This is a genomic window from Escherichia whittamii (genome assembly GCF_014836715.1).
In the GTDB taxonomy this organism is placed as follows: domain Bacteria; phylum Pseudomonadota; class Gammaproteobacteria; order Enterobacterales; family Enterobacteriaceae; genus Escherichia; species Escherichia whittamii.
In genome coordinates, this window is the sequence record NZ_JACSQI010000002.1 from 410,883 (window position 1) to 428,569 (window position 17,687).

The following is a 17,687-nucleotide window of genomic DNA, read 5'->3' on the forward strand; positions in this document are numbered from 1 at the left end:
TTTACGCCATTGGTTGGTTCGGTTGTTGTGTTTCCCCGTCCGGACATGTATGAGTGTGTCCGTTGTACGTTGTGCGAATCTCAGTTACTGTGCCTTGTCGGTCCTGCACCTCTTGCCCTGCTAACACACTACCGCGGGTTGTGATATTACCTGTTCCACCATTATCACCTGTGACAGAAATATCGTTACGGAATGTCGCTAATTTATCTACAATTAATGTCTCGGTGATATGCGTTGGACCAGCTAGTGTTATCCCACCCGGAGCCCACGCACTGATTGTTTGAGCTGTCAGCGATATTCTGTTCGCAGCAGTAACACTAACAGAACTCGTTGCTATAACGTTCACTAAATCAGCATGTGCGTTAATTGTATCTGTCGCTGTGACATTAATAATATTAGCGTCCGCGTTAATTAATTTCCCACCATGGATATTAACTACATTTTCGCTATTAATAGTAACGTCTGCACGTCCGAATATTTCTATTTCAGACTCACCGAGTATTTTTACCACGCCGTCCGGTACGCCCTGCCATGTCAGAGTGTGGTTTTTTGTGTTATACGTCATCGTAGCCCCGTCACAGTATGCAGTGACATGATCATGGGGGTCATCACTGGGCGGAGCTTTGTTGTCAATGTGCAGCCCGAGCATAACTACGCCGTTCCGCGTGTCCCCACCCTCAGAAACAACAGTAACGGGATCGCCCACTGATGGTGCGCTCCAGTCGACGCGTTCTGAGGTGGCGTGAGTAAACCACTGCAGCCAGCCTGACTGGTGCTCGCCGCCAAATGAGACGCGGCAGCGAGGAGGATTCATTTTAACTGCAGCTATAGTGCCGCGTTTAACTGCGTCACGCAGCCGGCGAGCGTTCTCCGCTGCCGCATACTCATCATCGTCCGATTGGGCCATAGTAGTCGCTCTCGTGTTCTGCTCCGATATCCGGCGCTATTCCGACGTATATATTTTTCAGGGTTCCCCGTGAGGGATAATCGAAAATATCGGGACCAACGCCTACAACCTGCGTGAACGACACGCACTGAACTGAATGCGAACCGACTGACTGCCCGTTTTTAATCCAGTCACACGGTTCCGCGTCGCTGAATTTTGCCGGTTTAGTTCCGGGACCGAACATTCGCCCATTAATCCAGCTCGTCATATAGAGCGCTGCATTCTGCGATTTCAGTCCGTACTGATCAGCCGCAAACTCACGCAGCAAATACAAATTACACGACAGCTCGACTGACTGAATTGAGCCTGCAACCGCTTCGTCACTCTGTGACCAGTTGCTGATTTCCAGGAACAGAGCTGGCGTTTCAAATCCAGCCGGAATTTCCGGATAAATACCGAACGTTTTGATGAACGGTATTTGTAAAACAGCGCCTTTAACGCAATCCAGATATTCGTCAAATGCATCCAGTCCGCTCATGATCGTTTACCTGTTTTTGGATCTACGTGAACGTTGCCTTTCACGCGACCACGCAAGTCCTGTTCAAAAAATCCCATGAATACGGGGCCAATGTTTTCAAAAATATAATCGTCGATAACATCCTCCAGCGCTTCATGCACCGGTACGCGAGCCTCTTCGATACCTCCTCTGTCACGACGTAGCCAGATGCTTTTCTCTCCGTAACGCTTAGCGACGAATGAATCGGGCCAGCTCATCATCGCCAGCCCTGTGCTTTTTGGTATAAAAGTTGCTCCTCGAGCGCCTTTTTTTGTTTTCAAAAACAGGCCAGTTTCTGGATCGCGAGGCTGTTTCTGTTTTCGCGGATTCTGCATTCTCCCTTTCAGGTTATGAACCCGAAAATCATTCAACCCGTACCACAACTTCACACTGCTCAGATCGCCTATGCTTTCTTTTGATGGGGTTCGACGTTTGACGAACGGCTTTATGCGTCTCTCCGCCGCTTTACGCCCTTTAACCGCCAGCGATTCGATAATCATTCCCACAGAGATACGATGCATATGCTTTGCAGTTCGGTTCAGCGCCCGGTTGTATGCCATTAACATTTGATGTTGCGTAGCACTGATTTCGACTCTGAGCTGCTCCAGAGCCGAAACATTGATATCAAACATCTGCGCGTTACTACGTAAATCGGCCACGGCTCCCTCTTAGTATTTTGAATACTCGCTGTTTTCGCTGGACGTGTGAGGCTCTAAAAAAATATTCGTGAGCCCGACGCCGTCTGGCTGAGGCTCCTTAACCACGTAATCGGTCCAGTCAGACCAGATAACAGAGCCGTCAGGTCCGATGCTGCGCTGCTTTGGGACCTGGACGACGTCACGCGCAACAACGCCAGCGACATCGTCCGAGAGCGCCGTCAGGCTCGTTACTGTACCGGTAATAAAACCTGCGTGAGGAATGTCAACACGCGTATAAGGCTCGTTGAAAATAGCGATAATGGGATCGGCTTTACCACGCAGCTGAACTGGCCGCCCCCACTCCCGAATCATCTCCTCGTCGCCGGCCCGGAGGTCGTCGTAGTAGCTCATAGCGCGTAAACGTGATCAGCTGCGATAAGGTCTGCGACCTCCTGTGAATCAACAACAATTTCACGGCCAGCGACAACAATCTCGCGAACGCGACGCCCATTCACGTAGTGATAAACGTCCAGCGTGTTACGCAGCTTAACGCGGCGCGTAGCCGGTGCGAGCTCCGGTTCTTGTGACTGTGAGACGATAGCGCTCGCGATTGATTGAGCGAGATCGCTATCAGTCCCGGGCGCAGTATTCACCGTGATCTCGATGCCTCCCGCGTCACCAGATTGCTCGTTCAGAATATCGAGCTCTGACTCAGCGCCGGAGACGATTGATTCCAGTTCCGCAATATTCCCGCTGCGCGGTAATTCGCGACCGAGCTGGGCGCTCAGATCGTCAATACGCGCCAGCAATTGTGTTTTTGTGCTCATGCCAATTCCTTAACAAAAAAAGAGCCTTTCGGCTCTTACGCGATTTTTACGACGACGAACGCGTCGGCGTCCGTGAGGACCATTGCTGGCGCGGATTGGGTCATTGTTTGCGTCACTGCCGGATCGCCGGTAGTGGTCCACACTTTTGGATAGCGAGTGGCCTCGCAGATCCCCTCTCTCAGCGCGTCTTCGTCCTGAATTGCGCCATATGTGCGGAGCCCGCGATTTTTTGTGTTGCCCAAAATCATCGTGTTATCAGGCATATAACGCGTTTCAGTGCCTGTTACCGGGTCGATGTACTGCCCCTTGTAGACAAATAGTGCTGTGTCTCCGTAATACCCCTTAAAGCTGACAACGTCGCCCAGGTTTTTCAGCGCGACTTCGAGCTGGCTATTTGATCCACGGCGCGTATCCAGTGCCGTCCAGAATTTTTTAAAGCGCTTCAACTGCTTCCAGGCTTTACCGTCCATGATGATGACGTTAACCGCACCAGAGGCAAGGTCAGCATAGGATTCGATATCGTCGCTCGGGTCATACGTTTCCGCGTCCTGTGTTGACCATGCTGTCGAACCAGACTGAGTGACGTTATTCGTCGCGCTGCGGCTCATGTCGATTTCATAGGTTTCGATATTGCTGCCGGAGACTGTGTATTTACCGTACAGAACGGACTGTACTGCCTGGAATTCTTCGAGCTGACTGATACTGAGCTCCTCATCAAGCAGGTTCTGCATGATGATTTTTGCACGACGTTCGACCGGCGTTTCCGGCTGGCCAATCTGCTCACCGGCGGCGCGCTTGATGCTCATATTCGGATTGATCGTGTGTTTCGGCTTCGTGTAACCCGGTTTGAAATGGTTAGTTGAGTAGCCGCGGGTGCGATCGACTCTACCGGTGATCATTGGTGCACAATACACCGCCATATTGACCTTACCCGGGATTTTATCCAGAAAAACTTCTTCGCTCGTAAACGTGTAAGTCTCACGGAAAAACAATCTTAAAAACAACGGATTGAACTTAAATACCTGCTGCGTTGCGGTAATCAGTTCTGACGTAGTAAACGAATCGCTCATTTATATATCCTGTATAAAAAAACCGCCCGGAGGCGGCTTATTTTGAGTTTTTGGGCTATCAGCCGACGCTGATTGGTGTACCGGCGAACGCTGATTTCCGCTTGCTACTATCAGTTACAGTTCCCCAGTTAATCGCTGTATAACGAAACGAACCGGCTTTGTAATACGACAAATCGGCTGTACTCGCACCAGTTTTGACGGGGGTTGCTGTCAAACCTACAGCCTTACCAACAGAGCCGTCCCACACTTTAAATGTGCCGATTGATGAGTCGACCATAATTGGCGTTAACCGCGGAACATCAATGCTGGCCGCAAAATGGCCAACGGCTGTAACAACGAGATCGGGCCCGAGGATAAAATCGTCCGGGCTATACGTTTCTGTGGTCATCATTCATCCCCTAAAATTGAACGCCCTGCTGCTACCAGCATTGAGACGTTTGCGGTTGTTCCTGTTGCCGTTGTGCTGCCTGCATCCTGAATAGTCGCCGGTGATTCAGTGCTCATGAGTGTATCGAGCGCCGTTTCTGTCCGCGCCTGCGCAGTTTGCGGTGCTGCCGCGAGGACCACACGCGCCTGCTCGAGCGTCATCCCTGGTACTCCGGCGAGCGCTTTTGCCTGCTCCTCGCGCCCGACGGCCTCGGGACAGTTGATAATAGCCATCACACGCGCCAGTTCGTTCGACGCCGCGTCCGCGCGAATCTGCTCCGTGTTGAACTCAACCGGCGCGACCGTAGTCGTGGTCGCGGTTTGTTCTGTGGTCGTGGTTTCCGCCGTGGTTTCTGTACCAGACATAAATCGCTCCATTTTTGGTTTCAGTGCCTCGGCCATCACTGCGATAGCGTCAGCGTAATTCACGAGTTGATCAGCAAGACCCGATTTAATCGCGTCCGTACCGATAAAGGTTGCGGCCTCTGTGGCCAGTACCCTGGATTTTTTCAGCCCGGTATAATCCGCGACTTTTTGCGCGAACTGCTCGCGTGTGCTGTTAATACTCAGCTGGAATTCGTCGCGAACGTCGTCGGGCAGCTGGGAATACGGGTTCCCGTCGACCTTGTGCGCGCCGGCGTAAATCAGCGTCACGTCGACGCCAGCAATCTCCAGCGCTTTTTCGACGCAGCGGTGAGCCATCAGGACACCGATTGAACCAACTGTGCCTGTCTGCGTTATCAGCCGGCGCGAACACGCTGACGCCAGCAAATAGGCAGCGCTGCAGGCCGTATCGCTGGCCAGCGCCCAGACTGGTTTTTGCTCTCGCGCCCGGACGATGAGATCAGCGGTATCAAACGCGCCGGCAACCTCACCGCCCGGAGAGTCAATATCCAGCAGGATCCCCTTAACATCGGGATCAGAAATCGCCTGCTGCAGGCGTTTTGCGATTCCGTCGTAACCGCTCATCCCGCTGACCGGATTTATATATCCCAATTTATGAACCAGCGTCCCCGTAACGGGCAATACGGCTATACCACGCTCCACGCGGTACGTTTTCTGGCGCGGTCGCTCACTGCTGTCCCAGCTCATCGCGAGCGCGTTCATTTCGTCGTTGCTCATTACCTCTCCGGACGCTGTATCAATCAGTCGCCCGGTACCGAACCGGTCGCTCAGTGCCGAAAAAAATACCCGCGCGTAGGCGGGCTCCAGCAAAAGAGGTTGATTGAACGCCCTGGCGGCGAGATGCGGAAAATTGTTCCACGGCATCAGTTACCTCCCCAGCCGTTATCGTCGGTATTTGAAGTGTGAGATACAGACCAGGACGGCTCGCTCAGTCCCATTTCGCGCCGACGCTGAATTTCGTATTCCTGTTGTTCCATGACCTCCTCGTAGTCCTGCCCCTGCAGTGCCAGTTCGTTCTGATACGTGCTAAGGCCAGTCGTGATGCGCATGGCGCTCTCCTGTACCTCTTTCAGTCCGTCGATGGCCATGCGGCCTGCACCGATCCAGAGCGCGTTCGTCCAGGAGTTCCGCGCCTCATAAAACGACCGGACCGCTGAGCGAGGCAGAGTGATAATTCCTCGCGCCAGCGCCTCTTCAAACCAGCAGCAGAACATCAGCGACGCCTGCCGCGCAGCGATAAAACGTCGACGCCCCATAAAAAACCGCCAGCTCACGTTTGCGCTGGCCCGGGCGCTGGAGTAACTGACCTGGCTGTAGTCCCGGCTCAGTTCCTCATATGACGCACCGACGCCAGCGGCAACGTAACGCAGGAGTGATTTTTCCAGCGAACTGAAACCAGCGTCAGCGTTCTGTGCAGTCTGCAGACTAAGTTTGTCGCCGGGGTGAAGGTGAGGAACTTTTACGCCGCCTAACTTGATATTTGCGCCGTTGTAGTACGTCACGTAACTCTGAATAAACGAATTCAGCGGGTTCGAGTCGGTATCAGTACCCGCGCCGGCGATATATTCAAACGCCTGCTGGCTGTCGAGCTCTGATTCGATTGTCGCGGCGTACATCGCTTTCACGATGGCGCTCTGCAGTTGTGTTTGCTGCAATGTGTCGAGCATTTTCAGGCGTTCCATGACGCTGTAGAAAATGTTGTCACCTCGGGTTTGCCCATCCTCTAGCGGCTCGAATATGTGAATGAATGCGTGTCTTCCGCTACTGAGCTGTGCTGGGATGCGCCTGCATTTACCGACGCCGCCGAGGGGGTAGGTATCCTCGGCTATCCAGTACCCAACCGCGGCCCCGTTTTTATCGATATCAACACCGGCGCGGCAAAATTGAGTGTCAACTGAGTAACCAGGGTTTCGAATCCGTTTTGGTGAGATCATTTTGAATCGCGTCCGAAAAACGCTGCCGGCACTACTCTCCCAGACTGGTTGTACGCAGGTTTCACCATTAAACGCGTGAGTAGCCACGCCCTCGCGAATCATCATTGTGAACGTCCGCTTCCGCTCGATATCAATCGTGCAGTGAGGGTCCTCGGCGTATTCAGTCCACGCAACCTCGACGTCACGCGCCAGCGCCCTGGCGTCCTCGCGAGATATCCCGAGGTAACGCCAGTTAGGGCGATAACTCAACTTAAAAAGATTGCCGACGATATGATCCTGGTGCAGCTGCACGGCGTTCGACGCGACGCCGTTATTACGAACGAGATCATCTGCTCGCGCGTTACCGCGATAAAAATTCGGCAGCAGTGCTGCGTCGGCGCTCTGCTGCGGTGCGTTCCAGTCAATCAGCTGGCCACCGAAACCGGGACCGCCGCCGTTATACCCCGCGTAACGGCGTAGTGGCGTTTTACCGTCAGGTCCGAGCAGCTGCAGAGCAGTCATAATCGAACTCCCACGGGACGGCGGCGTCCCGTACTCAGACCAAGCTGTGATTTAAGCTCGATGATGTACGTTCGGAGCTGCTCAATACTCGCCTGGGAGTACTGATAGCTCCGGTTATTTCCTGCTGAATCGCCGTGAGACAGCGACACGGTCGCTTTACCTGTTAATAATTTATGCAGCGCGATTTCTGCTTCCAGCAGTCGTTCTGTTAAAACCTCGCACGACGTCATGAGCCCCCTCCGAGCATTCTGCCCATCTCCTCGAGAGACAGTTGTTTGTTTTGTGAGTTTTTCCGTTGAAAAGCGAGCGTCTCGAGATTGAGCTGGAAACGAATTTTACTGATACGCAGCGCTGCCAGCCCGTATACCCAGCAGTCGAGCGCCTCATTTCGCCGCCCCTGGTTGTCCCAGCGGTAAACGACACGACCGTTAATAAGTTTTGGGATCAGAACTTCGGAGACGAGCTGTTTTGCCTCTGTCGTGCCGAATATTTCGTCGTCGTTGGGAAAATGAATCGCGCCTGGTGTCGCCGATTTGGGGTCGGGTTCCAGCGGCAGACGCATCGCGAGCAGGTCTTTCGCGGTATCTGTCCCAATCAACGACAAATACACTTTATTCGCGTTACGGGTGCGCGGCATATTTACGACCGGCTGGCCGTATGAGCTCGCGCCCTTGATTGGAATGACCCACAGCGGACCGAGTTTCAGCGAGCGGTTATAAACGACCTGCGCGTCTATACCGCCGGTATCCCACGCCCAGCGGCTGACGCCGATTGTGGTCCCGTCGCTGCGCCGGTATTGTTTGCGAATCACTCCGTCGACGCGCTGCAGCGTGTCCTCCTCGTCGTAGCGACCGAGGACGATTGTTTTATCAATCAGCCAGCACTCTTCCTCAGCTCCCCAGCCCCACACGTAACACTCGTAGCGCCCGGACGTCTGAGAGTCGATGCCGCCGGTTATATAAACAACATCGTCAGGAACCTGGCTGGCGTATTTTTCCCGTCGATTAACGAGAATATCGTGCTCCAGCTGCTCGCTGGCTACGTCACTCCAGAGTTCGCCGAGCGTCGTGTTATGAAACGTCTTTTCTTTGAGCGGATCGCCCTTCGCTTTCAGCCACTCGCTGACAATCTCGCCCCAGCCGTCGAGGTTTAGTGAATACAGGGCGTTTATCACGATCGCCGCGTGTTTCGGCGCGCGAACGACGCCACCGTCGTGATCAAAAAAATGGATTCCGTCCTGGGTCCAGGTGCAGTCCTCAGCTATCCAGCGCCCCGCGAGCGCCATTTTTTCGAGATCGCGATAGTAAAAATGCTCCTGGCAGTAGCAGCACTGATAATACGCGGACGACGATTTCGCCTCATTTGTTTGCAGGCTGTCATCCCATTTGAGGCCGTATTCGATACCGTGAAAACCAAATGTCAGGACCTGCTCTTCACCACAGTGAGGGCATTTCAGGTAAAAACGAAACGTCAGATCGGCAGCGTCTTCAAGCATTTCGATATGACTTTTGCCGGTGACTGTCGGTGTCGAACCGAAAATCGCCTTCGGATACGCTGCCCCTTTAATTCGAACGAGCGCCAGTTCGATGGGCGAGCCCTCGCCTTTGCCTTTTTTGGCAACTTCCAGCGGCCAGCCGTCAACTTCGTCACCCTCGACAACCTGTTTCGTTAGTCGCCGGAAATTTCCTGGCGTACTCGCGCCGCGAAAATCGATAATCGCGCCGTTCATTTCTTTACGCTGGAGATTGTTACGCTCGTTGCTTTTATCCCAGTCGGGGAAAATTTTCTGAATAATCGGCATTTCGGCGATCGCTGGATCAACCTCATCGGCAACGAATCCATCCGACTCGTCATCGATAGGCTGATAGACCACGGCACTACGTTTTTTGTGCTCAGCGAAATAGAGCAGCGCCGCGACGAGTATTTTTGTATAACCGAGACGAGCTGATTTGCGAACAGACACGATTTTTATCGCGTCGTTAGTCATCATATTTAACATCACTACCTGGACCGGCTGAGTCGTCCAGTGGCCAGCAATATGGCTTGAGCCTTCGGGAAGATAAAAATGTTTATCAGCCCACTCAACCCCCGTCATCGGTATCGTCACGCGCAAGGGATTCAACCCTGTCGAGATCGCGTTCGATATCGCTGACATCGTAATCGCTGAAGTCGATTCGTATGTCTGCCAGTTCATTTAGGGCTATTGCCAGCTCCTCTCGTAATACACTGCTCGCCTCCTGCGGCATTTCAGGCCACACCTTTTTTAACCGTGGTGGCCACGATTCGACACGGGTACGTAATTCAACTGCGACGCGAGATACAGCTACGCTGATTAATTCAATTGGCGCGTAGCGTTTAGCAAGAATGCGGCGTTTCACGCGAGCCATCAGGATTCGCTCCTGCCGTTCCTCATTTTTCAACCACTGCTCGCGATTTTTTTCGGGAGAATTGTCCCCCGCTTCCGGTTCGTCATTACTAGTTGTGTCGCGTCTATTGCTCCGGAGATAACGAATATAAAAATGGCGCCATGCGTCAAGTTCCCAATCGCCACGTCCTTGGGGGACTGGAGCTCCCGGAAGTTTTGCAAGATCGCGCAGACGACGATCAGATAGCAGTAAATGTGCTGCGACCTCAGCCTGACTTGCCATTAAAAATCCTCACCGGAACCGGAAATACCCAAAATGAAAAAATACTAAAAATGAGTGAGTTTTTGCGCGTCTACCGACCCTCGGTGTTTTGGATTTCGGAAAGGACCCGCGACCAGGGGGGGCTATCTCCCTTTCAGGACAGGAATCGTGGGCTCGCATCAGGTTCATCAAACTCGACTGTAGCCTCGCGGCGTACTTGTTTGCATACATCAGCTTTGCGTATCTGATTATCAGCGTAAGCTTTCACTTTGGCAGCGAGCCATCCTTTTGCGCTGTATCGATAGACTACCGAACAAGTTTTCCATATATGTATATATCTTGAACTTATTGATATCCTTACAGAAAAACAACAACCATGAGAACGCAAAAAATGAACAGAGAAAAAATTGAAGCCTTAATGAGCGTAATATTAAAAGAAGCTGACCCAAAAAAGTTTCCTGAGAAGTTATCAGAGGACGCCATCGTATCTTTTTATCGTGCGAACTCCTCTTACCTACATTGTCCAACTTTAAGAGAATGGTTAAGCGGCGAAGCAGAGCCTTCAGATGAGATACTTGAGGAGATTATGGTTCAGAACAACTGGCGCGCAACTAAATGGTCAAATCGGTTACCTTAACCTGTTGAATGTGTGCCGCCTTAAAACAAAAAGGCGGCCTCTCGTTTAAGTAAAGCGTCTCTTTCATCAGCCACCAGTTCTTTGACACATTGCGCAGTTGTTTTTTATACATCGGCGAGCTGTTGCGAAGCTCAGTCCCTGCGCGTCACACCATTCTTTCGGTGATACACATGATTTGACGTACTCGGACAGGAACCGCTTCTGAAGCTCAAGCCCAGTCCCGGTTTGCTCATGTAATTAAATCCTACTGTATTCTCATGGTGCCCAGATGTCGTCTATGCTTTTAACTCGAACATTCAATGAAGAGAAATGCTCTATGGTTATTGGTATGCAGGAATCAAAAAATTGCCCTGTATGCGGCTCTGATGCCTCGTGGACAAATCACGATACGTGCTGGAAAATTCATTGCAGTGGTTTTTGCGGTGATTTTTTAATCACAACCATTACGATAAATTATCTGAAGGGCGATGCACTAAGGCGTCTTGATGCCATCGATCTATTAAAAGAACCAACAACACTCAAGACACCTTTGACAAACAAAATCCTTGCTGAATATGCTCGTACAAAACATCCTGTGCACATCTTTGAAGGTCACTATCCGGGCTACTAGTCAGTACGAGTAACTTTCGAAATAGGAGAAATTTTAGATGTGTGATAATTCATCTCGTCGATAGTCTGAGAAATTAACTCACTCGCGCCATTTGCAACTGCAACGAGATAATGCGGTCCATTCCATCGACTAAAATCGGAGCGTTCATAAATTACTACCTCATCCCCCACAGAAACCCTTAACTCCGTGCTACCTACGGGTTCAATAGCGGAATTAGAATAAATGTCTTCAACACGACCGTGAAAAGGCCCACCAACGAACAAAAACTGTGACATATAATTTCCTATTAAAAAATAACCAGTTAAATCGGCATTAAAAATATGTCATATTTATGATTCTGTCTTTAGCACCTTTGTGTGGTCAGGTTGCCTGGGCCAAATGACCAATCATCAATTCATTAAGATAAATTACCCTATTTTCCACCAAGGCATGAAGCCACTGCCCCGGTTGAATCAATGCAGCGACCGTCCGCAGTGGTAATCTTCGTACCCGGCGCGATCATCACGTGTTTAATACTGCTGCCGTCAGCACGAGTCGCTTCGGTGTATGTCGAATGTGTGCAACCTGCCAGCGTGAAGAACGCGACAGCTAAGAGGAGTTTTTTCACGTTTTACCTACGCTTCTGAGATAGATTTCTCAGCATTCACGAATGGAAGTGATTGTGGAACATCCGTTTGACCTGCTGGCCAGCGGTAGCCTGTTACACGGGAACGAGGAAAAGCTTTGATATTTACTTCATCTGCCTGGTTGCCCCCCAAAATCATTAAATCCCCGGCGGCATTTTTCCCGACAACAAAACCAACGTGGCCACCGCCAGACCGAGAAAGAATAGCAATGCATCCATAGGCGGGTTCCTTCAGTTCATTACCCCAATCGAGATAAGAATTCGCAGACTCAAAACGCGTTGAACGAATACCAACACGTTCCAGCATTGCTCCGGTGAAGGCAGCGCACCATGGTGTTTCGTCATCCTTAATGCCGCCGCGTTTGATATCTTTCCAGTACTGCACAATTTCTGCAGCATGTTGCTTCCCTTTCATTTCCCGGATGCCGAGATTTTTTCGTGCCTCAATTAGCCATTTGGGATCGGTCATTACCTGTCTCCTGTTATTTTTGAAATATTCCCTCGTGCCCGCCAGACAGCAATACAGATGGTGAGGTTGAGAAAAAACTCTGCGGGATCAACCTGCGTATATTTCCCGTAAAAAATTCGTAGGGCTATCCACGCAGCAGACAGAATCGCCAGGTAAGCAGTTAGTGAGATAAAAAAACGATAGCGGCCTGTTTTTTGAAAAAACATCAACCGCAGTGCCAGCATCAGACAGATAATTGCATTGGCATTGATGAGGACAGAGTGCAGGGTCATTATTTCATCCCCTTATCTGATTTCCATAAACGAGCTTGTGACATGATCCGCAACAGTGATGTAACGCTGATTACTGATGCAACCAGTGCACCAATGGCGGGAGAGACTTTTACTGTTACGGGAGGGTTCAGGTGACTCAGCATCGCATTCAGAATACCGGTAATGATTGCTGACGCTGTCTCAGCGCAATACACACCGCCAACAAACGCAATGAGTGCGAAAATAACCTGCTTCCAGAATCGATGCTGCCCGGATGACAACACATAGAGAGCTGCGCCTGCCAGCGCACAGATCATCACTGCAGGTGTTGCCTCAGGAAATAACGCAGCAAACGTCACCCCCGCCGAGCCAGCAGCAACGCCAGCGGTTAGAGGTTCAGACATGATTTTTCCTGATTCAGAAACGACAAAACCCCGCCGTGGCGAGGTTCTTAGAAATTTGGCAATATACCAAATTAGCGTTAAATATGGCCTATTTTGTTCGGTTTTGCAAGCATTATACGTAAACGTCGTCTAAATGGTTCTGATAATGATGCAAAGTTGCAAGAAGTGCCATTTCATCAAGTGCTCTCACCGCCTCTTTCATTCCTGCCCAGTGCGGGGAGTATGTTTCGCACCAGGTGGAACGAGAAACAGACAACATTCCAGCTAGCGCAGACCCGGCCATCTCCTTAAAATCCTCGCGTTTATTTGCTGCTGCAACCGCCTGCACGGACAACCACACCAACGAAAGCAGGCGCTTAACTACTTTTCTCTGAGTTGACGCGGGGATGTGTCCTTTATAGCGACTCCAGACAGCCTCACAAATAGCTGTTTGGTGTTTGAACGCCAGGTTACCACCGTAGCAATAACGCAACCACGCTTGCTGACTTGCATCCAGCGAGTTCACAGAACGCCGCCAGGATGAATCAGCAAATTCAAAATCATTCATCGGCGGCGCGGGGCGACGTCTGCTAAAACTTTCCAGAGCGTAAACTGGCGTAACCAGAGCATCAACGGTCCGGTCCTCCAGCTGCACACGGTGAATATGTTTGCGTGGGTATGCGTTTTTGTCTGCCGGTGGGTGCTCACACAATGCTTCCAGCTGCCCCTTAGAACCACCAGACAAATCCCGCAATGCAGCGCGCAGTTTTATGCGGGTATATTCCAATAAATACTCGTTACTCATCAGATAAACTCCTCATCGCGCCAGATAGCCAGTGTTCTGAAAACTCCCTCAGCGTGCATCAACAGCAATGAGTCGTGCTCGTAATCCGTTTTTGTACGTCCGTCGATAGCATCGTGACACGCACTACAGGCGATAGCACCCTGCATATCATGAGGTTTGATGGCTGTGCCGCACGTCCCGGCGAGACGATAATGAGCCAGTACGCTGGTTTCAGGATTGTGATTGCACACACCGGGGATACGCACAGTACAAGCGCGACCACGTGCAGCTTTTCTCAGGTCGATTTTTTTCATGATGTGTAATCCAGCAGCTGCGCGGCAGCATTTTCAGCGGCCTCCTGAGAGGCAAACGTGCGGAACAAAATATAATTCCACAGCACATCTAAAACGGCTGAATACAGTTGACCGAACTCAAGATCGTCCATCGCAGCAAACGAGATTGAACGAGGTACGCGCATCAAACTGCCGTCTGGCATCTGATGAACGTCATAAAACCCAGCTTCCATAACCGCCCATGCGCGAAACGCCTCGAACGACTTCACCGCACTGATATTCCCCGCGCGCTTTTCCGACTCATCGAGAAGATACTGATCAGCCAGCTCTGCCATGACATCACCGTGTCCACCGTAATACGCCAGTAACTTAACGTAGCCATGGACCAGTTCGCGCTCCGCAGGAGAAATAGCCCCTCCGGACGGATGCCAGTAATCAAAGCCCAGGTTTAGAAGTGAGAAAAATTTACGATGAAACGCGGGATTACGCGCCTGTTTGAAATCTGCATACACAACAGCACCTGGTTTGACTCGTTCAGTCAACCAGCGTTGCGTGTCTGGTGTCGCGGGTATTAGCGAACCGCCGGATACCCTGATAAATGAATGCTGCGCCATGTTTAACTCCAGGTGGCGCGGCAGTGTTCAGAAAATGGTGCCGGGTGTTCAATCCAGCACCGATATTATACCGTGTTTTACGCGTCAGGGGGTGTAATAGTATATCCAGCTATTTCTGCCAACTCGAGAAACGCCATCAGGCTGGCAATCCGTTCATCATCGGTCAGAACACGCACACCAACGATGTGTCCGTCCTTACGCTTGATAACAGCCCGGCATGTTTCCGGTAGTTCGCCTATAGATTCTTGAATATTCATGTCTTCCCCCCAATGCTATAACCTGTATGTTTATACAGTATTTTATGGCATTTGTCATAACGCCAAATACAATGAGGGAATAATGGACAATTATATTCACGCCGTGAATTTTATTAAACGGTTTTATAGGGGATTAAACCGTTTATGGTCATTATTTATCACTTCTGTAAATTGAAATTAACCATTTTCTAATCGTCGACGCTGCAGGTGGGTCAGAGTATTTCGCCACAAAAATACCGGATATGTATTGCACACCACGCGATAATGGCGCTGTCGGGTTTTCAGTATAAAAACGATCAGCCAGTTCAACGGCTTCGCTTTTTAATCTGTGCTGTGGTCGTCCTCCGCCCTTTGTGCCAAGGTAGCGCGCCAGTTGTTTGAAACGGTAGGCGATGATCAACGGTCGCATCATCATATTGAAAAAATCTCGGGCATCATTGTCAGCGCCTTGCGCTATCAACAGTGCAAAAAACAGATACGGGATTGTGTACACTTCAGGAGATATACGAACCCGTTCACAAGTTGGTGGAGCCAACTCAATAAGTAAGTCAGCCAGCGGATTCCCCTTTTCTCCACGTTTGTAATAGCGATACAGCGGCCCGATATCAAGTTCACTCGCGTCGATTTCAGGATACCCGGCAACGACTGTACGTATCTCTTCTGCCAGAGCGTCAATATTACCCCGGTCCGCTCAAGATAGAGCCTCCGGGTCGAGCCGCGATCATCCAACGCCCGTAACATATCTAACCGGCTAACGAAAGTTTCAGGCCAGTCCTCATAGAAGGTTTTCATAATTACCTCGAATAATAAAAACTGCATTATTTGCACAATTTATTATTCGTTTTCACAACGCAGGGTTCTATAAAAAAGAAAACCCGCCGAAGCGGGTTAGTTAATAACTTACACCAGGTTATGAGGCCATACCGTAGGCCTTTTTATGCATTCCATGGTCATATCCCATGTTATATGCTTCAAAAGCATCTTTATGACGTACATGCCCGGCCTGGCTTTCGGGCAAATCACCTAAAACAGAGTCATCAACCGCACGCGGAACGCCAATTAATGCGTGCCACATACCTTTATCATAGGCACATCCACAACATTTGTGCCGCCCAACGTTACCCTGATTTGCAGAAAGAACATCAAACATACTGTCGTGACGATGTGACTTTTTACAGATGTGTTTCATTCATTGACCTATATCATTTTCGGCAATGAATGCTTTACACGGGATCCCGGTTGAGGTAATCTCCCAAATCGAGATCTCAACGAAAGCATTTACCGATGTTTTTGTATGGCCCTGACAGTTGGCGCTGTCAGGGCTTTCCCTTTGATGCGACTCTAAAAACTTCGCAACCTCCAGATCCTATCCAGGACTAAGAAAAACTTCAATGAAAAGATCAGGTTAGATCTGTATTTTTTCACAGATGTAATAAACCACACATGTAATAACCTTCCCTTTCCCGTTCTGATTCGGGCACTTGTGGATTCCATTTTTCCAGAAACATATGGACTCCCAAAAAATCACTAACCACATGATTAGCATGTATGTTTTTACTGGAAACATTGAGCCATCCACAATGCAGCGTAAAAAGCAAGCAATTCACACGATTTTAAAGTGATTTATCTGGAAGACTTTACTACTAACAGTTAATATCGTACCAGAAGTGCAGAATTTGCACTTTTACAGGAATGTGGTACGGAACATGTTGTCTATATTTCGACCAATAATCGTAATGCAGTAACTGGAGGAGCTATGGCTACCAACCCAAGAGAGCACGCCCGGCGAGTGCTGGACACGTTCTGGTGCGGGCGTGGTTTCCCTGTTGATCCAGCGAAAATTGCTCACGACATGGGATTAGATGTTTTTATTACCGATCTTCCTGGGAAAGTTTCTGGCGCACTGATTAAACAAAAAGATCAAGATCCAGCGATCTTTCTAAACAGTGATGACAACAAAGTTCGTCAACGTTTTTCATGTGGGCATGAGTTGGGACATTACATCGCCCGGCAAGCATCGCATAGCGATGAATATGAGTACGTTGATTTACGTGGCGAAACCGCAAGCGCCGGAACGCATCCTGATGAAATTTTTGCGAACAAGTTCGCAGCAGAACTTCTGATGCCGGTAGATGAGGTCAGAAAACTGCACGCTGACGGCCAACCAAGTTATATAATGGCGCATCATTTTGGCGTATCTGACGATGCGATGACTTATCGTTTAAAGAACTTGAGGTTGGGGTAACGCTTTAGAATGCCATCGGATGACGATTTTAACAGCCGTTTCAAACAGGAAGTTGCACGCCGACTGAAGGATTCCCTCAACCTACACCGTCAGTTAGCAGAAGAGGTTGAGCCGGAGGAGGATGAAACTCCGGTTCAGTCTCCTGACGAAACTTCACCTCAGACAAAGGTTTCGCACGCTCCAAAAAAACCGTCTGCCCGTATTCACGGAATAGCCAGAAAAAGAGCTGCCGAAGCTCGCAAAATGGCTGTAGCTGCGTCAATCAAAAGAATTCCAATTCCTACCCCCTCTCAACAAGTCACCCGTACTGAGAGTAAAATCTTGACCGAGTTCACATCTGTGAAACAGGTGAATTCACTTGATACTGAGCATGAGCGCAAACAACTCAACAACAAAGATTTTGAAGCTGAAATCGATCTAAAAAAACGCTATGGCAAATGGTTCCTTATTATCCTTGCTTGCCAGCTTTTGATAATGAATGGTGTATTTTTTGCCACTGGTGCTGAATGGCTTGTATTTAAAGACTTAACGCTCCAGTTGTACATGGGCGGTACTTTGACAGAGGTATTCGGCCTCGTGCTGGTCGTGACAAAATACCTTTTTAAACGCAAGTAACTCTCTCTATGGAACAGACTTTGGTCGATTTAAT

The 17,687-nt window shown here is 50.0% G+C and carries 26 protein-coding genes; 4 read left to right on the top strand and 22 right to left on the bottom strand.

All coding sequences use genetic code 11. The features are described 5' to 3' along the window. Position 1: 1 nt before the first annotated feature. Genes H9644_RS04795 through H9644_RS04850 form a run of 12 tightly spaced genes read right to left on the bottom strand, consistent with a single transcriptional unit; the run spans position 2 to position 9,891 of the window. Positions 2 to 907: a phage baseplate assembly protein V gene (locus H9644_RS04795; protein WP_191773514.1), complete on the bottom strand. Its 906-nt coding sequence runs from the start codon at positions 905 to 907 to the stop codon at positions 2 to 4. Next, positions 888 to 1,424 carry a hypothetical protein gene (locus H9644_RS04800; RefSeq protein ID WP_191773516.1) on the bottom strand — a complete coding sequence of 179 codons (537 nt, stop codon included), beginning with the start codon at positions 1,422 to 1,424 and terminating at the stop codon, positions 888 to 890. The genes H9644_RS04795 and H9644_RS04800 overlap by 20 nt, the downstream gene beginning before the upstream one ends. After that, positions 1,421 to 2,101, bottom strand: coding sequence for a hypothetical protein (locus H9644_RS04805; RefSeq protein WP_191773518.1), 681 nt, complete (start codon positions 2,099 to 2,101; stop codon positions 1,421 to 1,423). The genes H9644_RS04800 and H9644_RS04805 overlap by 4 nt, the downstream gene beginning before the upstream one ends. Positions 2,102 to 2,110: 9 nt before the next feature. Then, complete coding sequence (locus H9644_RS04810; RefSeq protein WP_191773520.1) at positions 2,111 to 2,491, bottom strand: head-tail joining protein; 381 nt, start codon at positions 2,489 to 2,491, stop codon at positions 2,111 to 2,113. Then, a complete protein-coding gene (gene gpFI / locus H9644_RS04815) occupies positions 2,488 to 2,907 on the bottom strand; it encodes a DNA-packaging protein FI (protein ID WP_191773522.1) in 420 nt (139 codons plus the stop codon). Before gpFI ends, H9644_RS04810 begins: the two co-directional genes overlap by 4 nt. 35 nt (positions 2,908 to 2,942) lie before the next feature. After that, positions 2,943 to 3,977, bottom strand: a complete 1,035-nt coding sequence (locus H9644_RS04820; protein ID WP_191773524.1) for a major capsid protein — start codon at positions 3,975 to 3,977, stop codon at positions 2,943 to 2,945. A 58-nt stretch (positions 3,978 to 4,035) separates the two neighbouring features. Further along, complete coding sequence (locus H9644_RS04825) at positions 4,036 to 4,368, bottom strand: head decoration protein (protein ID WP_225221264.1); 333 nt, start codon at positions 4,366 to 4,368, stop codon at positions 4,036 to 4,038. After that, positions 4,365 to 5,672, bottom strand: a complete 1,308-nt coding sequence (locus H9644_RS04830) for a S49 family peptidase (protein WP_191773526.1) — start codon at positions 5,670 to 5,672, stop codon at positions 4,365 to 4,367. Before H9644_RS04830 ends, H9644_RS04825 begins: the two co-directional genes overlap by 4 nt. Continuing rightward, positions 5,672 to 7,243 (bottom strand): phage portal protein, encoded by a 1,572-nt coding sequence (locus tag H9644_RS04835; RefSeq protein WP_191773528.1) that lies wholly within the window; start codon positions 7,241 to 7,243, stop codon positions 5,672 to 5,674. The genes H9644_RS04830 and H9644_RS04835 overlap by 1 nt, the downstream gene beginning before the upstream one ends. Then, entirely contained in the window at positions 7,240 to 7,473 is a 234-nt protein-coding gene (gene gpW, locus H9644_RS04840; RefSeq protein WP_191773530.1) for a gpW family head-tail joining protein, read from the bottom strand. The genes H9644_RS04835 and gpW overlap by 4 nt, the downstream gene beginning before the upstream one ends. Beyond that, positions 7,470 to 9,350: a phage terminase large subunit family protein gene (locus H9644_RS04845; protein ID WP_225567267.1), complete on the bottom strand. Its 1,881-nt coding sequence runs from the start codon at positions 9,348 to 9,350 to the stop codon at positions 7,470 to 7,472. Before H9644_RS04845 ends, gpW begins: the two co-directional genes overlap by 4 nt. Continuing rightward, a complete protein-coding gene (locus tag H9644_RS04850; RefSeq protein WP_001559318.1) occupies positions 9,325 to 9,891 on the bottom strand; it encodes a hypothetical protein in 567 nt (188 codons plus the stop codon). Before H9644_RS04850 ends, H9644_RS04845 begins: the two co-directional genes overlap by 26 nt. A 370-nt stretch (positions 9,892 to 10,261) precedes the next feature. Between H9644_RS04850 and H9644_RS04855 the strand changes: the two genes are divergently transcribed. Both H9644_RS04855 and H9644_RS04860 read left to right on the top strand, forming a co-directional pair. Beyond that, positions 10,262 to 10,507 (top strand): hypothetical protein, encoded by a 246-nt coding sequence (locus H9644_RS04855; RefSeq protein ID WP_191773532.1) that lies wholly within the window; start codon positions 10,262 to 10,264, stop codon positions 10,505 to 10,507. 316 nt (positions 10,508 to 10,823) lie between these two features. Beyond that, positions 10,824 to 11,117, top strand: coding sequence for a hypothetical protein (locus H9644_RS04860; RefSeq protein ID WP_191773534.1), 294 nt, complete (start codon positions 10,824 to 10,826; stop codon positions 11,115 to 11,117). Between the two features lie 412 nt (positions 11,118 to 11,529). On the opposite strand, the gene H9644_RS04865 is transcribed toward H9644_RS04860, so the two are convergent. From H9644_RS04865 to H9644_RS04910, 10 genes are all read right to left on the bottom strand, one after another. Further along, the gene (locus H9644_RS04865) at positions 11,530 to 11,724 is read right to left on the bottom strand and encodes a hypothetical protein (protein WP_191773537.1); all 195 of its coding nucleotides are present in this window, start codon (positions 11,722 to 11,724) and stop codon (positions 11,530 to 11,532) included. Between the two features lie 7 nt (positions 11,725 to 11,731). Continuing rightward, positions 11,732 to 12,211, bottom strand: coding sequence for a TIGR02594 family protein (locus H9644_RS04870; protein WP_000131874.1), 480 nt, complete (start codon positions 12,209 to 12,211; stop codon positions 11,732 to 11,734). Further along, complete coding sequence (locus H9644_RS04875; protein WP_000172496.1) at positions 12,211 to 12,483, bottom strand: phage holin family protein; 273 nt, start codon at positions 12,481 to 12,483, stop codon at positions 12,211 to 12,213. The genes H9644_RS04870 and H9644_RS04875 overlap by 1 nt, the downstream gene beginning before the upstream one ends. Further along, a complete protein-coding gene (locus H9644_RS04880; protein WP_191773538.1) occupies positions 12,483 to 12,866 on the bottom strand; it encodes a putative holin in 384 nt (127 codons plus the stop codon). Before H9644_RS04880 ends, H9644_RS04875 begins: the two co-directional genes overlap by 1 nt. 112 nt (positions 12,867 to 12,978) lie before the next feature. Further along, positions 12,979 to 13,650, bottom strand: a complete 672-nt coding sequence (locus tag H9644_RS04885; RefSeq protein ID WP_059245274.1) for a bacteriophage antitermination protein Q — start codon at positions 13,648 to 13,650, stop codon at positions 12,979 to 12,981. After that, complete coding sequence (locus H9644_RS04890) at positions 13,650 to 13,943, bottom strand: DUF1364 domain-containing protein (RefSeq protein WP_000717782.1); 294 nt, start codon at positions 13,941 to 13,943, stop codon at positions 13,650 to 13,652. Before H9644_RS04890 ends, H9644_RS04885 begins: the two co-directional genes overlap by 1 nt. After that, a complete protein-coding gene (locus H9644_RS04895; protein ID WP_191773540.1) occupies positions 13,940 to 14,536 on the bottom strand; it encodes a DUF1367 family protein in 597 nt (198 codons plus the stop codon). Before H9644_RS04895 ends, H9644_RS04890 begins: the two co-directional genes overlap by 4 nt. 77 nt (positions 14,537 to 14,613) lie before the next feature. Then, a complete protein-coding gene (locus tag H9644_RS04900; protein WP_001025459.1) occupies positions 14,614 to 14,793 on the bottom strand; it encodes a hypothetical protein in 180 nt (59 codons plus the stop codon). Positions 14,794 to 14,944: 151 nt separating this feature from the next. Then, positions 14,945 to 15,208: a hypothetical protein gene (locus tag H9644_RS21520; RefSeq protein ID WP_225221266.1), complete on the bottom strand. Its 264-nt coding sequence runs from the start codon at positions 15,206 to 15,208 to the stop codon at positions 14,945 to 14,947. Positions 15,209 to 15,703: 495 nt separating this feature from the next. Next, on the bottom strand, positions 15,704 to 15,982 hold the full coding sequence (locus H9644_RS04910; RefSeq protein ID WP_001559328.1) for a hypothetical protein: 279 nt from the start codon (positions 15,980 to 15,982) through the stop codon (positions 15,704 to 15,706). A gap of 567 nt (positions 15,983 to 16,549) precedes the next feature. Between H9644_RS04910 and H9644_RS04915 the strand changes: the two genes are divergently transcribed. Beyond that, positions 16,550 to 17,038 carry an ImmA/IrrE family metallo-endopeptidase gene (locus H9644_RS04915; protein WP_021560854.1) on the top strand — a complete coding sequence of 163 codons (489 nt, stop codon included), beginning with the start codon at positions 16,550 to 16,552 and terminating at the stop codon, positions 17,036 to 17,038. A 9-nt stretch (positions 17,039 to 17,047) separates the two neighbouring features. Beyond that, on the top strand, positions 17,048 to 17,653 hold the full coding sequence (locus H9644_RS04920; protein WP_088170509.1) for a hypothetical protein: 606 nt from the start codon (positions 17,048 to 17,050) through the stop codon (positions 17,651 to 17,653). Positions 17,654 to 17,687: the final 34 nt, after the last annotated feature.

What these genes read in the sequence shown, in the direction of transcription:
- H9644_RS04850 (WP_001559318.1), bottom strand. Translation starts at nt 9,891, where the DNA reads ATGGCAAGTCAGGCTGAGGTCGCAGCACATTTACTGCTATCTGATCGT.
- H9644_RS04920 (WP_088170509.1), top strand. Translation starts at nt 17,048, where the DNA reads ATGCCATCGGATGACGATTTTAACAGCCGTTTCAAACAGGAAGTTGCA.
- H9644_RS04880 (WP_191773538.1), bottom strand. Translation starts at nt 12,866, where the DNA reads ATGTCTGAACCTCTAACCGCTGGCGTTGCTGCTGGCTCGGCGGGGGTG.
- H9644_RS04915 (WP_021560854.1), top strand. Translation starts at nt 16,550, where the DNA reads ATGGCTACCAACCCAAGAGAGCACGCCCGGCGAGTGCTGGACACGTTC.
- H9644_RS04795 (WP_191773514.1), bottom strand. Translation starts at nt 907, where the DNA reads ATGGCCCAATCGGACGATGATGAGTATGCGGCAGCGGAGAACGCTCGC.
- H9644_RS04860 (WP_191773534.1), top strand. Translation starts at nt 10,824, where the DNA reads ATGGTTATTGGTATGCAGGAATCAAAAAATTGCCCTGTATGCGGCTCT.
- H9644_RS04910 (WP_001559328.1), bottom strand. Translation starts at nt 15,982, where the DNA reads ATGAAACACATCTGTAAAAAGTCACATCGTCACGACAGTATGTTTGAT.
- H9644_RS04885 (WP_059245274.1), bottom strand. Translation starts at nt 13,650, where the DNA reads ATGAGTAACGAGTATTTATTGGAATATACCCGCATAAAACTGCGCGCT.
- H9644_RS04870 (WP_000131874.1), bottom strand. Translation starts at nt 12,211, where the DNA reads ATGACCGATCCCAAATGGCTAATTGAGGCACGAAAAAATCTCGGCATC.
- H9644_RS04820 (WP_191773524.1), bottom strand. Translation starts at nt 3,977, where the DNA reads ATGAGCGATTCGTTTACTACGTCAGAACTGATTACCGCAACGCAGCAG.
- H9644_RS21520 (WP_225221266.1), bottom strand. Translation starts at nt 15,208, where the DNA reads ATGATGATGCGACCGTTGATCATCGCCTACCGTTTCAAACAACTGGCG.
- H9644_RS04900 (WP_001025459.1), bottom strand. Translation starts at nt 14,793, where the DNA reads ATGAATATTCAAGAATCTATAGGCGAACTACCGGAAACATGCCGGGCT.
- H9644_RS04800 (WP_191773516.1), bottom strand. Translation starts at nt 1,424, where the DNA reads ATGAGCGGACTGGATGCATTTGACGAATATCTGGATTGCGTTAAAGGC.
- H9644_RS04810 (WP_191773520.1), bottom strand. Translation starts at nt 2,491, where the DNA reads ATGAGCTACTACGACGACCTCCGGGCCGGCGACGAGGAGATGATTCGG.
- H9644_RS04825 (WP_225221264.1), bottom strand. Translation starts at nt 4,368, where the DNA reads ATGATGACCACAGAAACGTATAGCCCGGACGATTTTATCCTCGGGCCC.
- gpFI (WP_191773522.1), bottom strand. Translation starts at nt 2,907, where the DNA reads ATGAGCACAAAAACACAATTGCTGGCGCGTATTGACGATCTGAGCGCC.
- gpW (WP_191773530.1), bottom strand. Translation starts at nt 7,473, where the DNA reads ATGACGTCGTGCGAGGTTTTAACAGAACGACTGCTGGAAGCAGAAATC.
- H9644_RS04895 (WP_191773540.1), bottom strand. Translation starts at nt 14,536, where the DNA reads ATGGCGCAGCATTCATTTATCAGGGTATCCGGCGGTTCGCTAATACCC.
- H9644_RS04875 (WP_000172496.1), bottom strand. Translation starts at nt 12,483, where the DNA reads ATGACCCTGCACTCTGTCCTCATCAATGCCAATGCAATTATCTGTCTG.
- H9644_RS04830 (WP_191773526.1), bottom strand. Translation starts at nt 5,672, where the DNA reads ATGCCGTGGAACAATTTTCCGCATCTCGCCGCCAGGGCGTTCAATCAA.
- H9644_RS04835 (WP_191773528.1), bottom strand. Translation starts at nt 7,243, where the DNA reads ATGACTGCTCTGCAGCTGCTCGGACCTGACGGTAAAACGCCACTACGC.
- H9644_RS04890 (WP_000717782.1), bottom strand. Translation starts at nt 13,943, where the DNA reads ATGAAAAAAATCGACCTGAGAAAAGCTGCACGTGGTCGCGCTTGTACT.
- H9644_RS04855 (WP_191773532.1), top strand. Translation starts at nt 10,262, where the DNA reads ATGAACAGAGAAAAAATTGAAGCCTTAATGAGCGTAATATTAAAAGAA.